This is a genomic window from Aeromonas bestiarum, assembly GCF_000819745.1.
GTDB classification, from domain to species: domain Bacteria; phylum Pseudomonadota; class Gammaproteobacteria; order Enterobacterales; family Aeromonadaceae; genus Aeromonas; species Aeromonas bestiarum.
The window spans coordinates 182152-196758 of the sequence record NZ_CDDA01000030.1; the positions used below are offsets into that span (position 1 = coordinate 182152).

Here is a 14607-nt window from a genome sequence, read left to right on the forward strand (position 1 = left end):
AACAAGGCCAACCGCGTGCTGTGTCATGGCTTAGCCCTTGGGCGGATACCACTTGTCGAGCAGATCGGAGGAGCGCTGCAGTTCGTTCTGCCAGGTGTCCTTCTCCACCACGGTCGGCTTGAGCAGGATCACCAGCTCCACCTTCTTGGTGCTCTCGCGCCGGTTGGTGAAGGCCTCGCCAATCCAGGGGATGTCCCCCAGCAGCGGCACCTTGCTGACGATCTCCTGCTTGTCGGTCTTCATCAGGCCGCCGATGACTATGATGTCGCCGTTGTTGGCCTGCACCACTGTATCGGACTCGCGGATCGAGCTCTTGGCCAGCGGCAGTTCCAGCTTGCCGCCTGTGGTGCCCATGTCGATCACCTTGTTCTGCTCTTCGGTATCGATGACGGAGGGGTGGATGTGCAGCAGCACCTTGCCCTCTTCGTCTATCTGCGGCGTCACGTCTAGCGCTATGCCGGAGAAGAAGGGGGTCAGCTCCACGTTTGGCGTTTTATCCGAGACGCCAGACGAGTTGGTAGTGATGGTGGTGGAGGCATTGGTGACGAAATATTCATCCGTCCCCACCTTGATCACCGCCTTCTGGTTGTTGGTGGCGGTGACGCGCGGGCTGGAGAGGGTATTCACATCGCCCTGGGTCTTGAGCAGGTTGACCGCCACGTTGAAGTTGCCGTCGGAGATCTTGAAACCGGCCCCGCCCCCCAGCGCGCTGAAGATCTGGTTGGGTGTGGTGGGCAGTTGGGAAGACGCTGCCGAACCGCCACCAGTGATCCCCTTGTTGCCATCCCAGCTGGCAGAGAGGCCGCTCCAGTCCACCCCCTGCTCGTAACCCTCGTTGAGGGCCACTTCCAGAATGCGCGCCTCCAGCACCACCTGGCGCTTGAGGTGGGTCTCGGACTGGCTGAGGAATTCGCGCACAGCTTTGAGCTCTTTCGGATAGGCGCGGATGGTGACCAGACCCGCCTGCGGGCTGGTGATGACGGCACGACCATCGCCACTGCCGATCAGCATCTCCAGCGAGGTGCGCAGATCGGTCCAGTAGTCGCTGTTGGTGTCTGTCTCTATGCGGGTGCCGTTACTGTTATTGGAACTGGCATTGCCGTTGGAGGCATTGCTGCTACTGCTGTTGTTACTGCCGCCGTTGGCGTTGTCGAAGCTGCTGTTATTGCTGTTGTTGCTGTCGTTGGCCGTCACCCCGCCCGTGCTGACCGAGGTACGGGACAGGCCACGACGGGACATCATCAGGTAGTTGACCGGTATGGTTTCGGTGCGCAGCCCAGCCGGATAGACGTGGAACACATTGCCCTTGCGCTGCACATCGAAGCCATACATGTCACCCACCACCGCCAGCACCTCGGGCAGGGTCACGTCCTTGAGCTCGACGGAGATCTGGCCGGCCACGCCGGGATGCACGGCCACGCTGTAGCGGGAACCCTTGAACAGGGAACCGAAAAACTCCACCGCATCCACATCGTGGGCGGCGATGCGCAACCGCTGTTCCGGCATGCTGAGGGCCTGGGGCGGCCGGTTCATCTGCAGCAGTTCGCTCTGTACCGACTTGGGCACGGTCGCCAGTGCCCCGACTTTGTTCTGCTCGGTCATGGCGTGCTTCAGTGCGTCCTTGGCCTGCACGGGTTCGGGGTGCCGGTAACTGGTACAGCCTGCCGCCAGCACGGCCACAGAGATCAGGCAGAGATGATTTTTTTTCATGTAATGAGTGCACCCTGACTTGCAATTAAACTCGACAAACCTTGCCCCACCCATCCCGGGCGGGGCGCGTTCAGATGCGGACCTTGCTGGCGAACAGGGTCAGCGACTGGCGCTTGCCCCCCTTCTCCAGCACCACGGCATCTGCACTGATGGCCACCAGTCGATATCCCTCGACCTGCTGGCCCACCCGGTAACTTTTCCCGTTGAGCACCGCCAGTGCAGGGCCATTGCCCAGCATCACGCTCTGCAATGTTGGCAAACCTGCGCTCTGGCTGGCGGTGGCTCCCGCCTGACTGTTCATCCCGTCCAGCGGTTCCGTGGGATCCTGCAGCACCTCGGCCTGGGCCACCGGACCCAGCAGACAACACAATAGCGTCAGCCATCTAACCACGAATAAACTCCTTGCTGGTGCTCAGGGTGTAGATTTCCATCTCCACCACGGCCTTGGGATGCTCCTGCACCTGGTAGTCAAACTGCTTCCAGTAGAAGTGGCGGGGCAGCGCCTCCAGCGCCTTCAGGTACTGATAGACATCGAAGTAACCGCCCTCCAGCTTGAGCCGGATGCCGTGCTTGAACAGGTTGATGCGCTGATCCCCCGCCATCAGCGGCTGGGGAGCGAGGGAGGTCAGCGCCAGCATGTGCAGATTGGCCGAGCGCGACAGCAGGGCCTCCAGCACGGCCGGCATCTCGTGGGCCTGGATCAGGTCCACCGTCTGGGCCTTGAGCTCGGCATCCAGCTTGCCGATATCCCCCTCGACCCGCACCAGCTGCTCGCGCACGTTCTGATCGGGATCCCGCGCCAGCCTGGCCTGCTTGCCCAGGTTCTCGAGATCCATGATCTCCAGATCCCGCTGGACCGTGGTCAAGGCCACCCTGTCCTGCTCCAGCCGCAGGGCGGCGCCATCCAGCCAGCCATAGATGGCGCCGGCACAGACCAGCACCAGACCGGTCAACAGGATCAATACCCGCTCGCGCTGGCTGAGGGCGGCAATCTTGTCCGCCCATGCCTGCCATTGTGCTTTCAGGCTCATCAGGGCTTCTCCCGCTCGATGCCGCTGAGCTGGAAGGCCAGCCGGCCCTCCTTGTCACGGCTCAGGGTCAATTCACCAAACTGCTTGCCCGCCAGCGACGGGGTCTGCTTGAAACGGTTTACCCAGGCGGGCACATCCTGGCTGCGACCGGCAAAGCCGGACAGATTGATGCGCCCCTCGGCGATCTCGATCCGCTGCAAGGAGAGCTGCCTGTCCCGAATGCGGGAGAGATCGGCCATCAGACCGGCGTAGCCCTGGGATTTTTGCAACGCCAAACTGCCCAGCTGGCGCATCAGCCCCTGCTTGGCGGTCAGTTCTTCCTGCTTGCTGGCAAGCTGCTGTTGCAGCAGGGTATTGGCCTGGTGGCGGGTCAGCTCGGCATCCAGCCGCTGGGCCTCGCCCCGCTTGACCTCCAGCGCCGCGCGCACCTGCGCCAGCTCACGGCCGACCCCTTGCTGCTGCCAGCCGTAGAAGGCAGCCATGCAGAGCAGCAATGCCACACAGCCACCCCACACCAGCGCCATCTGGTTGAGGCTGGCCCACTGGCGTCTGGGGCGAAATTCGGCGCCATAGAGGTTGATCTGACGTTTCATCAGGCATCCTCCCCGAGGGCGGCGGCATAGGCCGAGAGATATTCAACGCCAGAGAGGATCGCCTTGTTGGCCATGGCGGAGACGGCAAAGCCGAAGGTCTGCTCCATGTGGCGCACCAGGGTGCCGATGAAGGAGGAGGCGATGGCGAGCTGCATCTGACCCAGCTCAGGCAGCTTGAGCTGGCCCACCAGGTAATCGAGAGAGCGCTGGATCTCCAGCGCCAGGGAGTCGAGCAGCATGCTGTCCGGCTCATGCTCGCCGGTGAGGGCGGTGAAGCCGCGCAACTGGCGGGAGAAGCAGAGGCCGCCCTGATGAAATACCAGCAACTGCAGATCCTGCCCCCTGGGTTGCCACAGCAGCATGCGCACCGTGTTGTCGGCCTCATAGAGCGCCGTCATGGCCAGCTCGTCGCTGACGATGGCATCCAGGCTGGCAATGCCGTTGACCGCATCCGCCAGTTGCTGCACCCGCGCCTTGGGCACGCAGATCACGCTGATGCGCGGCCGGCCGGCAGGCGGCGTGGGCAAATCCACGTAGTCCATGGCGAGCTGCAACACGGGTTCATTGACGTAATCCTTGACCGCCCAGGGCAGGGCGCCGGCCATTTCGGCCTCGGGCACGGCGGGCTTGTCGATCTGGACTTGCTGATAAAGGCTGGCGGCGAGGGCGACCCGCACCTTAGACTTGGCGAGGCCATGGCGGCTGAACAGCTCGCTCATGGCAAGCGACCACTCCTGCGGGCCATTGATGGCGCGGGTAGCGAACACTGGCTGGGGCCCCAACGAGGCCAGCATGATACGATCGCTGGCCAGCAGGATCCCTACCTGACGGCTCGGGGTCGAACGTCTGAAAAGTTGTTTCATTGAAACCCGCACCTGGCTGCATAAAACGGATTAAACCTTAGCATAAACAGGGTATTAGCCTCCAGATAAATGATGGATCACTCATTGCAACCCAACTCGACCCGCTCGCAGGTGTTTGCCCTGCAGCCGACCCGGCTTCCCTCGCCGCTCCAGGCCATCTCGCACCCTCTGCTGACAGCACATGGCGTCACGCTCTGGTGCAAGCGGGATGACCTGATCCACCCGACCATCTCGGGCAACAAGTGGCGCAAGCTCAAGTACCAGCTGCAACACGCCCGGGCGCAGGGCATAAAGCACCTGATCTCCTTTGGTGGTGCCTACTCCAACCACATACATGCACTAGCGGCGGCAGGGTGCCAATCCGGCCTTAACACTACCGGCATCATACGCGGTGAGCCGGAGGCTGCCAGCAATTCCACCCTGAGCGCGGCAAAAGGCTGGGGCATGGATCTCATTTTTGTCGACCGCCAGAGTTACCGGCGGCGGCAGGATCCGGACTGGCTGGCCCAGTTCGCGGCACCCGATACCCTGATAGTGCCGGAAGGGGGCAGCAGCCCGCTCGCCCTTCCCGGGGTGGCCGAGCTGGTCGACGAGGTGCCCTTCTCGCCGGATCTCTGGGTGCTGCCCTGCGCCAGCGGCGGCACCCTGGCGGGCCTCATCGCCGGCAAGCGGGAGCAGGAGCGGATCCTCGCCATCGCGGTACTGAAAGGCGCAAGCTTCATCGCCGACGAGGTGTGCCGCCTTCACCCGGCCGCGGCCACCACCCCCGGCTGGCAGATAGCGCTGGATCACCATGATGGCGGCTATGCCAAATTCAGCCCGGCGCTCTGGCAGTGGGTGCAAGCCTTCAGTGCAGAGACGAGCCTGCCGCTGGAGCCCATCTACAGCGGCAAGGCCATGTGGGGGCTGTTTCGCGAACTGGCCGCCGGGCGCATCCCCCGCGGCAGCAAGATAGTCTTCATCCACACGGGTGGCATGCAGGGACTCGCGGGTTTGCAAGAACAGGGCCGGATCTGAAAACGGCCCTGCGGTCACAGGATCAGGCGCCGGCCGGTTCCATCACCAGCCGCTCCGGCTCGGCGAACCAGGGCCCCTGCCCGGCATGGACGCCGAGGTGGCGCAGCATCTTCCACTCGTCGCCACTCTCCACCCCCACGGCTATGACCCGGGTACGGGTGTTGGCACAGCCTCCCACCAGGCTGCGCACCGCCATCTGGTTGACCTGACGGGTGTGGATCTCCCGCACCAGACTGGGGTGGAGCTTGAGGAAGTTGATCTCGAACTCCTTGATGTATTGGGTACTCACCACATCCTGACCGGCGTGATCGATGGCCAGCTGGCAACCCAGCATGCGCAGCGCCCGCAGCGGCCGCTTGAGCGCCTCGTAGTGGCGGGTCACCTGGGCCTCCGACAGTTGCAGGACCAGCCGCTCGTTGGTGCTGCGCGGCAGCTGGAACAGATCGAAGAAGAGCCAGCGCTGGAACTCGCGGTGCAGCAGGCTCTGGGCGCAGAGGGTCAGGCTGATGGGGCAACTCTGCTCTGAGCGCTGACGCAGCAGTCGCAGGGTCTGCTCCGCCACCAGCCGATCCAGCGGCAACAGCAGCCCCGCCTTCTCGGCCATGGGCATGAAGACACCGGCCTGCAACTCCCGCCCCTGCTCGTCGTGAATGCGGATCAACAAGTCCTGCTGCAGCACCACCTGATCCCGCTCCTGCTGCACCGGCTGGACGTAGAAGTCGATGCCGTGCTCCTCGATGCGACGGCCGATCAGGGTGCGCCAGCGTACCGTGCCCTTGCTGCTCTGCTCCTCATCCAGCTGCTTCTCGTAGAGGAACCAGCCGGTGTGTCCCTGCAGCCGTGCGCTCTTGAGCGCCAGCTCGGCCTCTTCCTGCACCTTGAGCAGGGAATCCTGCGCCTGATAGCAAACGGCGCCGAGGTAGACGGCGGTTTCGACATTGACCGCCTCGGGCCAGTGCAGCCGTTGCAGACTCTTGTGCAGCTGACCCGCACCGTCCACCATCTCGCTCTCGGACATGTTGGGCAGCAGCACGGCGAACACCTGGCCGGCGTAGCGGGCCTGCAGGGCACCGTTGTGCTTGCGCACGAAGGCGGTGATGGAGGCGCTCGCCTCCATCAGCAGATCCTGGCTCTGGCGCCCGCTCAGCTCGGGATCCAGATCCTCCAGCCCGGCCAGCTCGATCAGCAGCACGCCACCGCTCATCACGCTCGCCTCCATGATGGCGCTCTCCAGCCGGTTGTCGAAGAACAGGCGGTTGCCTATGCCGGTCATCTTGTCGACGAAGGCGTTGCTGCGAATGAAGTTGTCGAAACGACTGCGCTCCTTGCGGGCATCCGTCAGCTCGGCCAGCAGATAGTCGAGGGCCTGGCTGGCGGAGACGGGCCACTCATCGGCCGGATCGTGGGCCAGCTTGGTAAGCTTGTTGTCGAGGATCAGCTGGGCGCGCTCGGCCAGCAGCTCGGCGCCCCGCAGTTGCAGCCGCAGCCAGCGAATGGAGTACCAGAGTCCGAAGATGACGATGAAGACGCCGAGGGAGATGCCGGACATGGCCCGCATGGAGTATTCAAACTCCTTGAACGGCCGCTCCAGTTTGAAGTCGGCCTGCATGCCGGCCTGATGGGAGATGGGCTGGCTATAGGAGATCAGCAGGCTCTCGTCGGTCTGCTGCTGCACGTCGCGAAACCAGTAGACCCGCTGCTTGCCCTGACGGATCTCCAGCTCCACCACATGGGCCGAACGCAGCAGGGTCGGCAGCCAGCGGGTGAGATCCTGGTGGTCGTCGGCCACTTCCAGCTGCTTGTCGATGATCTCGACCAGGGAGTTGACCTTCTTCTGCTGCAGCTCCATGCCCAGCTCGCGAAAGCTGAATACCCCGCCGAGCAGCACCATGGCCATGGCGGCGATCACGCACAAGGTAATAAACGAGACAAGCTGAGTGGTCAGTTTCATGTGCCTTTCCGTATGCCCGACAACATCCATGTGGCTTCATCGTATCAGCCAACGCCGAAGCGCGCCTATGGACGAAGATCCCGCTTCTGGAATTAAGCGGGCGAGCATAACCAAATGGGCACCGGAACACCAAGCCTGACGGCAAGCCGGCCATGAAAAATGGCCACGGGGGCAGGAAACGGGAGATGGGCGACGGGATCAGGGAATTTCAGGCAGAAAAATGGTCCCACTAAGGGGACCGAAAGAAACACTCATATCAAAACTAACACTCTGTGCTACTGACAAAAAAACAGATACAGGAGTATTGAACACACGGTGAGTCAAACCGCACGGCTACTCTAGCCATTTCAGATAAGCTGGACAATTGTCACTTATGACAGGTCAGCGATTGAATCTTCATCATGTGTTTTCACAAAACCCTTATTTATCAATGTGTTAATTTTTAAGATAGAAGAGTGATCTTCCTCGCTCAAATCGATGTAGCTAATGATCTATGATATTGCCACCCATATGCATCCCATCTCCACATCAGGCAGGTGTACCTTGCGACGAATTTCCCCTCTCTGGATCAGTTTGCTGCTGTTCTGTTTGCCCGTGCTGGCGAGTCTGCCCCTCAGCCAGTTGCTCGGCAAACCGCTGGCACACCATATGTTGCAACAGAAGCGGGAGGAGATAGAGGCCGCACTGGTGGAGCGACGCCGGGATTTGGACGATAGCATTCGCGTTCAACTGGCCCAGTTCACGTTTGACTGTGGGCAGAAGGACATGGCGCTGTTGCGGGATCCCCGTTTCTACAGTCGTCACATCCGGATCCAGGGGCTCAAGCTCGCCTCGGGAGCTGGTTGCTCCAGCTTGGGTGAGGATCTTCCCTTCACCGCCGCCGACCTTCCCCCCTATTCCAGTCAGGAGCTGTTCGGCCTCGCGGCCACCAAGGCCTACTTCAACACGGAGCAGGAGCTGGTCGCCTATTTCCGGGTGGGAAACAATACCGCCTACTGGGTGCTGAACAACAGCTGGAGCCATGCACTGTTGCAATATCCTTGCTCCGACTGTTTCTACCTCGAATTTCACCAACAGATCCCGGACGGGGCAACACCGGTTTTCCCCCGCGGCAGCACGTCCATCAAGGAAGAAGGGAGTAGCCAGAGTCTGGGCTTCTTTGATCCCAACAATCACATCAAACAGACCCTATGGGCGGGCCAGGCACTGGAGCGCTATGCCCGGCAGCAGGCACGGCACTATGGGCTCTGGTATGGCGGTGCGCTGGGGGCTTTGCTGGTCGCCGCCTACTGGGGACTGCGCAACTATCGACGATCTCTCAAGGGGTTGCTGCAAGCCGGGCTGGCCCGGCGGGAATTTGTCCCCTTCTATCAGCCCATAGTGGATAGCCGCAGTCAGCAGGTGGTTGGCTTCGAGGCGCTGCTACGCTGGCAGCGGGGGCGCGAGCTGGTGCCGCCCGGTGCCTTCATCGACTACGCGGAGGAACAGGGGCTGATCCTGCCGATGACGGAACAGCTGCTGGAGCGGATCATGACGGATCTTCCGCGGCTGGCGCCGGCGCAGTGGGTCAGCGTCAACATAGTGGCCACCCACCTGGAGCAACCCCATCTGCGCTCCCTGCTGCAGCGACACGGCTGGCCCTCACCGACCCGGCTCACCTTCGAGCTGACCGAACGCAAGCCGATCACCGATATCAAGGCGGCGATCGGCGAGATCACGGCGCTGCAGCAGCTGGGCTATCACTTCAAGCTGGATGATTTCGGCACCGGCTATGGCGGCTTCGCCTACCTGCAGCGACTCGGCATCCGCCAGATCAAGATCGACAAGATGTTCGTCGACACCATAGGCACGGACGACCTCAAGCGGACGCTGCTGGACTCCATCATCGCCTTCGGCCACGAATCCGGCATGGAGATGATCGCCGAGGGGGTCGAAACCGGGGAACAGGTCGAGTATCTGCGCCAGCACGGCGTGCATCTGATCCAGGGCTATGTGTACGCTAGGCCCATGGCCCTGGCCCGGCTGCAGATCTGGTTGTTGGCATGGCGACAAAACCATGCCGGAGAAGGCTGACGCAGGTGAGAAAGGTCAACGCCGGTATTGCAGTATCTGGCCGCGAAAGGGCTGGCTCAGATAGCTCACGTCCAGCGGCTTGTGCTGGCTGTGCGCATAGCCAAGGCTCATCATCAGCTTGCTGAAGCGGCCCTGCTGGCCACGCCCCGGATCCACCAGGATCACCTCGCAGTGCGACTTGGCGTGCTGCTCGATAAAACCGGCCAGGGTCTCGACCTGCCCGCGTTCATAGAGCAGATCGCTGCCAATGATGAGATCGAAGCGGCCCAGCTCGGTGACGGCATCTTCCCAACCGGTACGGATGAAGGGGATGAGCGCCCCCTTGTTGAGCAGCACGTTGGCAGCCAGAAAGGCCCCCGCCTCCGGGTGATAATCGGTGGCCGTGATGTCCGCCAGCCTGTGGTTGAGCACCAGACTCGCCAGGGCTATGCCGCACCCCACCTCCAGGATCCGCAGATCCGCCACCTCGTGCTCCACCATCAGGTGGGCCAGCACATTGCCGGAGTCCCAGACGATGCCAAACAGCGGCCAGAACGCAGAGGAGATGCCGAGCGCCTCCGCCTCTCCCTCGTCATCGGAGAACTGCTGGTTGTCGCGCAACGTGCGCAGGTGAATGTCGAGTTCGCCAAACTCTATGGTGTGATAACGCAGACGCACAACAGACATGGGAGTCCCTGGTCAGGATGCCGCCAGATCCACGGAAGCATGAATTCGACCGGCATGCCCCCATGCTACGCAGTAAGCGGGCAGATACCTATCTATATCCCGACCCGACGGGGCAGCTGCGGCAGATTACATCCTGCAACAAAATGATTTTCCCCTGGCGGTACAACTCCCTTTATCATTAGCGGGCCCGCCACACCCGTAGCGGCGCCGTTTTGCCTCCATACCCCGTCGGCCCCGGCCGCTCCGAGATGAGAACCATTGCCTATGAAGTCATTTATCCGGCAAGAGATTGCCCTGTCCATTGGCCTGCTGACCCTGCTGTTTTTCAAGACGCTGGGCAGCGACCTGCTGACAGAGGCCACTCCGCTTGCGATTTATCTTCCTGTCTCGGCGGCGCTGCTTGCCATCGTCACCTGGGCCATCTTCTCTGTGGTACGCCACTCGGACGCCCTCGCCATCAAGCTGGGTGAACCCTTCGGCACCCTTATCCTGACACTCTCCGTCATCTCGCTGGAAGTGGTGATGATCTCCTCCGTCATGCTGACCGGCGACCCCAATCCCGTGATGGCCCGTGACACCATGTTTGCCGTGGTGATGCTGGTCACCAACGGCCTGGTGGGCTTCACCCTGCTGTTCGGCGGCTGGCGCTACCACACCCAGAGCTTCAATCTGGATGGGGTCAAATCCTATCTGGTGGCCATCATACCGCTGGCCCTGCTCTGTCTGGTGCTGCCCAACTTCACCCGGGGCGGCACCATTGGCAGCATGTCGAGCCCCATGTCCTGGATGCTGATCATCATCTCCATCCTGCTTTACGGTATCTTCCTGCTGATCCAGACCCGCAGCCACAGCCACTTCTTCGTCGACAGCGACCACGAGGATTACGAAGAGCACCACGGCCCGCTGCAGAGCAACCTCTACCACACCCTGTTGCTGCTCGCCTATCTGGTGGTGGTGATCCTGCTGGCCAAGACGCTGGCGATCCCCATCAACTACGGGGTCAAGGTGATGGCTGCGCCGCCTGCGCTGGGTGGCTTCATAGTGGCCTGTATCGTGCTCGCACCGGAAGCCGTGGGCGCCATCAAGGCAGCCTTCAACAACCAGTTGCAGCGCGCCATGAACCTCTACTTCGGCTCTGTGCTGGCCACCATAGCCCTGACAGTGCCCGCCGTGCTGTTCATCGGTGCCATGCTGGGCCAGGAGGTGCGCCTCGGCCTCTCCGCCGCCGACATGGTGCTGCTCGTCACCACCCTCATGGTCTGCAAGGTCACTTTCAGCAGCGGCCGCACCAATGTGCTGCACGGTGCTACCCACCTGGTGCTGTTCGTGGTCTACCTGTTCCTGATGTTCGAGCACGAATAACGGATCAAGCCACCGCAGCAACGAAAAGACCGCCCCTGAGGGCGGTCTTTTGCTATGGAGCGAATGGGACTTAGAGGCTGGGCAGCACACCGGCCGGGATCAGGTCGTTGTAGCTCGCCTGAGCCAGCAGCTCGGCGGCCGCTTCGATGTCCGGCGAGAAGTACCTGTCCTTGTCGTAGAAGCTGACCTTGCTGCGCAGCCGACCCTTGGCCAGCTCAAGCAGCTCAGTGGTGCGCAGCGGAGCACGGAAATCCAGCCCCTGCGCCGCCGCCAGCAGCTCGACCGCCAGTATGCCACGGGTGTTCTCCGCCATGTCCGCCAGCCGGCGCGCGGCGAAGGTGGCCATGGAGACATGATCCTCCTGGTTCGCCGAGGTGGGCAGGCTGTCCACCGAGGCCGGGTGGGCCAGGCTCTTGTTCTCGGAGGCGAGCGCCGCCGAGGTGACCTGGGCGATCATGAAGCCGGAATTCACCCCACCGTTGTTGACCAGGAAGGCGGGCAAACCCGACATGCGCGAATCGATCAACAGCGCCATGCGACGCTCGGACAGCGACCCGATTTCGGCGATGGCCAGTGCCAGGTTGTCGGCGGCGAAGGCCACCGGCTCGGCGTGGAAGTTGCCGCCGGAGAGGATCTCCTCATCCTCGGCAAACACCAGCGGGTTGTCGGAGACCGCATTGGCCTCGCACACCAGCACCTCGGCAGACTGACGGATCTGGGTCAGGCAGGCCCCCATCACCTGGGGCTGGCAGCGCAGGGAGTAGGGATCCTGCACCTTCTCGCAATTGTGGTGGGACATGCCGATCTCGCTGCCATCCACCAGCAGCTGGCGGTAGCAGGCGGCGGCATCGATCTGGCCGAGCTGACCGCGCACCTCATGGATGCGGGCATCGAACGGACGACGACTGCCCAGCGCCGCCTCCACGCTCATGGCACCTATGGTGATGGCGCCGGCGAACAGATCCTCGGCGTGGAACAGGCCTTCCAGCGCAAATGCCGTGCTGGCCTGGGTGCCGTTGAGCAGGGCCAGTCCCTCCTTCGGTGCCAGAGAGATGGGCTCGAGGCCCGCGATCTTCAGCGCAGTGGCGGCGTCCATCAGCTCGCCCTTGTGGCGGGCCTTGCCTTCACCAATCAATAAACAGCTCATATGGGCCAGCGGCGCCAGATCGCCGGAGGCACCGACGGAGCCCTTCTTCGGCACCACAGGATAGACTTCGGCGTTGATGAGCCGCATCAGCGCCTCAAGCACAGTCAAGCGGATGCCGGAGAAGCCCCGCGCCAGCGAGTTGACCTTGAGCACCATCATCAGCCGCACTGTGGCGTCATCCATGTAGGTGCCGATGCCGGCCGCATGGGAGAGCACGATGGAACGCTGCAATTCGTCCAGCTGCTCCACCGGGATGCGGGTGTTGGCCAGCAGGCCAAAGCCGGTGTTGATGCCGTACACCACGCGATTCTGCTCGATCACCTTGGTGACCACGGCAGCGGAAGCGTGGATCCCCGGCAGCGCGGCCGGATCCAGGCTGATATGAACCGGCTCGCGGCTGACGCGGCGCAGGGTATTGAGGCAGAGCTTGCCCGGTAACAGATTGAGTTCAAACATCTTATTTAACCCCTTTGCCCGTTGCGGTCAGCATCGGCAGATCCAGTTTCGCCTCATGGGCGCAGTTGATGGCAATCTCGTAGCCTGCGTCGGCGTGACGCATCACACCGGTGGCCGGGTCGTTGCGCAGCACCCGACCGACGCGTCTGGCGGCGTCATCGGAGCCGTCACAGACGATCACCACACCCGAGTGCTGGGAGAAGCCCATGCCCACACCGCCACCGTGGTGCAGCGACACCCAGGTCGCGCCGCCGGCGGTGTTGAGCAGGGCGTTGAGCAGCGGCCAGTCGGAGACGGCATCGGAACCATCCATCATCGACTCTGTCTCGCGGTTCGGGCTGGCCACAGAGCCGGAGTCCAGGTGATCGCGACCTATGACTACGGGCGCCTTCAGCTCGCCATTTTTCACCATCTCGTTGAAAGCCAGGCCCAGGCGAACCCGATCCTTGACCCCGACCCAGCAGATCCGCGCCGGCAGGCCCTGGAAGGCGATGCGCTCGCGGGCCATGTCGAGCCAGTTGTGCAGGTGGGGATCGTCCGGGATCAGCTCCTTGACCTTCTGATCCGTCTTGTAGATGTCTTCCGGATCGCCGGACAGCGCCACCCAGCGGAAGGGGCCTATCCCCTCGCAGAACAGCGGGCGGATATAGGCAGGCACGAAGCCGGGGAAGTCGAACGCATTCTTGACCCCCTCCTCCAGCGCCATCTGGCGGATGTTGTTGCCGTAATCCAGCGTGGCGGCGCCACGGGATTGCAGGGTCAGCATGGCTTCCACCTGGCGGGCCATGGAGTGACGAGCAGCCTGGTTCACCTCCTGGGGTGCGGATTTTTGCAGCGCGCGCCACTGGGCGACGCTCCAGCCCTGGGGCAGGTAGCCATGGATGGGGTCGTGGGCCGAGGTCTGGTCGGTCACCACGTCCGGCGTGATGCCGCGGGCCACCAGTTCGGCAAAGACATCGGCGGCGTTGCCGAGCAGGCCGACCGAGACGGCGGTGCCGCTGCGTTTGGCCTCCTCGACCATGGCCAGCGCCTCATCCAGGCTATGGGCCTTCTTGTCGACGTAGCGGGTCTTGAGACGGAAATCGATGCGGGTCTCGTCGCATTCGACGGCGATCATGGAGAAGCCTGCCATGGTGGCGGCCAGCGGCTGGGCGCCGCCCATGCCACCCAGACCGCCGGTCAGGATCCAGCGGCCCGCAGGCTCGCCGTTGAAGTGCTGGTTGGCCACCGCGAAGAAGGTCTCATAAGTGCCCTGCACTATCCCCTGGGTGCCTATGTAGATCCAGGAGCCGGCTGTCATCTGGCCGTACATCATGAGGCCTTTCTTATCCAGCTCGTTGAAGTGTTCCCAGTTGGCCCAGTGCGGCACCAGGTTGGAGTTGGCGATCAGTACCCGAGGCGCATCCTTGTGGGTCTGGAACACCCCGACCGGCTTGCCGGACTGCACCAGCAGGGTCTCGTCTTCCTCGAGCCGGGTCAGCACCTCGACTATCTTGTCGTAGCAGGCCCAGTTGCGGGCGGCGCGGCCGATGCCGCCATACACCACCAGGGATTGGGGATGCTCGGCCACTTCCGGATCCAGGTTGTTCATCAGCATCCGCAGCGGCGCCTCTGTGAGCCAGCTTTTCGCGGTCAGCGCGGTACCACGGGGGGCACGGATGACCCGGCTCGGATCCTGACGGGGATCCAGGTGTTGCTCAGACATACACACTCCTTGTTTTATCAATGCAGCAGCATG

12 protein-coding genes are annotated in these 14607 nt (G+C 62.6%); 3 read left to right on the plus strand and 9 right to left on the minus strand.

All coding sequences use genetic code 11. The features are described from left to right. Window positions 1-30: 30 nt before the first annotated feature. The 5 genes from mshL to BN1118_RS15940 all read right to left on the minus strand — a co-directional run bounded on the left by mshL (window position 31) and on the right by BN1118_RS15940 (window position 4197). Window positions 31-1710, minus strand: a complete 1680-nt coding sequence (gene mshL / locus BN1118_RS15920) for a pilus (MSHA type) biogenesis protein MshL (protein WP_043557029.1) — start codon at window positions 1708-1710, stop codon at window positions 31-33. A gap of 70 nt (window positions 1711-1780) precedes the next feature. After that, window positions 1781-2101: a SctD/MshK family protein gene (locus tag BN1118_RS15925; RefSeq protein WP_043557030.1), complete on the minus strand. Its 321-nt coding sequence runs from the start codon at window positions 2099-2101 to the stop codon at window positions 1781-1783. After that, window positions 2094-2741: an MSHA biogenesis protein MshJ gene (locus BN1118_RS15930; RefSeq protein ID WP_043557031.1), complete on the minus strand. Its 648-nt coding sequence runs from the start codon at window positions 2739-2741 to the stop codon at window positions 2094-2096. Before BN1118_RS15930 ends, BN1118_RS15925 begins: the two co-directional genes overlap by 8 nt. After that, window positions 2741-3334 carry a PilN domain-containing protein gene (locus tag BN1118_RS15935; RefSeq protein ID WP_043557032.1) on the minus strand — a complete coding sequence of 198 codons (594 nt, stop codon included), beginning with the start codon at window positions 3332-3334 and terminating at the stop codon, window positions 2741-2743. Before BN1118_RS15935 ends, BN1118_RS15930 begins: the two co-directional genes overlap by 1 nt. Beyond that, on the minus strand, window positions 3334-4197 hold the full coding sequence (locus BN1118_RS15940; protein WP_043557033.1) for an MSHA biogenesis protein MshI: 864 nt from the start codon (window positions 4195-4197) through the stop codon (window positions 3334-3336). Before BN1118_RS15940 ends, BN1118_RS15935 begins: the two co-directional genes overlap by 1 nt. Before the next feature lie 69 nt (window positions 4198-4266). Between BN1118_RS15940 and BN1118_RS15945 the strand changes: the two genes are divergently transcribed. Then, complete coding sequence (locus tag BN1118_RS15945) at window positions 4267-5214, plus strand: 1-aminocyclopropane-1-carboxylate deaminase/D-cysteine desulfhydrase (RefSeq protein WP_084214154.1); 948 nt, start codon at window positions 4267-4269, stop codon at window positions 5212-5214. Between the two features lie 22 nt (window positions 5215-5236). Here the strand turns inward: BN1118_RS15945 and BN1118_RS15950 are convergent, their stop codons facing one another. Then, entirely contained in the window at window positions 5237-7165 is a 1929-nt protein-coding gene (locus tag BN1118_RS15950) for an EAL domain-containing protein (RefSeq protein ID WP_043557036.1), read from the minus strand. Between the two features lie 543 nt (window positions 7166-7708). Here BN1118_RS15950 and BN1118_RS15955 point away from each other — a divergent pair. Beyond that, window positions 7709-9238: an EAL domain-containing protein gene (locus BN1118_RS15955; protein ID WP_043139772.1), complete on the plus strand. Its 1530-nt coding sequence runs from the start codon at window positions 7709-7711 to the stop codon at window positions 9236-9238. A gap of 15 nt (window positions 9239-9253) precedes the next feature. Here the strand turns inward: BN1118_RS15955 and BN1118_RS15960 are convergent, their stop codons facing one another. Beyond that, window positions 9254-9904, minus strand: a complete 651-nt coding sequence (locus tag BN1118_RS15960; protein ID WP_043557037.1) for a class I SAM-dependent methyltransferase — start codon at window positions 9902-9904, stop codon at window positions 9254-9256. A gap of 264 nt (window positions 9905-10168) precedes the next feature. On the opposite strand from BN1118_RS15960, the gene BN1118_RS15965 reads away from it, so the two are divergent. Beyond that, entirely contained in the window at window positions 10169-11266 is a 1098-nt protein-coding gene (locus BN1118_RS15965; protein WP_043139740.1) for a calcium:cation antiporter, read from the plus strand. A 70-nt stretch (window positions 11267-11336) separates the two neighbouring features. On the opposite strand, the gene hutH is transcribed toward BN1118_RS15965, so the two are convergent. Both hutH and hutU read right to left on the minus strand, forming a co-directional pair. Continuing rightward, a complete protein-coding gene (gene hutH, locus BN1118_RS15970) occupies window positions 11337-12869 on the minus strand; it encodes a histidine ammonia-lyase (RefSeq protein ID WP_043557039.1) in 1533 nt (510 codons plus the stop codon). Window position 12870: 1 nt separating this feature from the next. After that, window positions 12871-14574 carry a urocanate hydratase gene (hutU, locus tag BN1118_RS15975; RefSeq protein ID WP_043557040.1) on the minus strand — a complete coding sequence of 568 codons (1704 nt, stop codon included), beginning with the start codon at window positions 14572-14574 and terminating at the stop codon, window positions 12871-12873. Window positions 14575-14607: the final 33 nt, after the last annotated feature.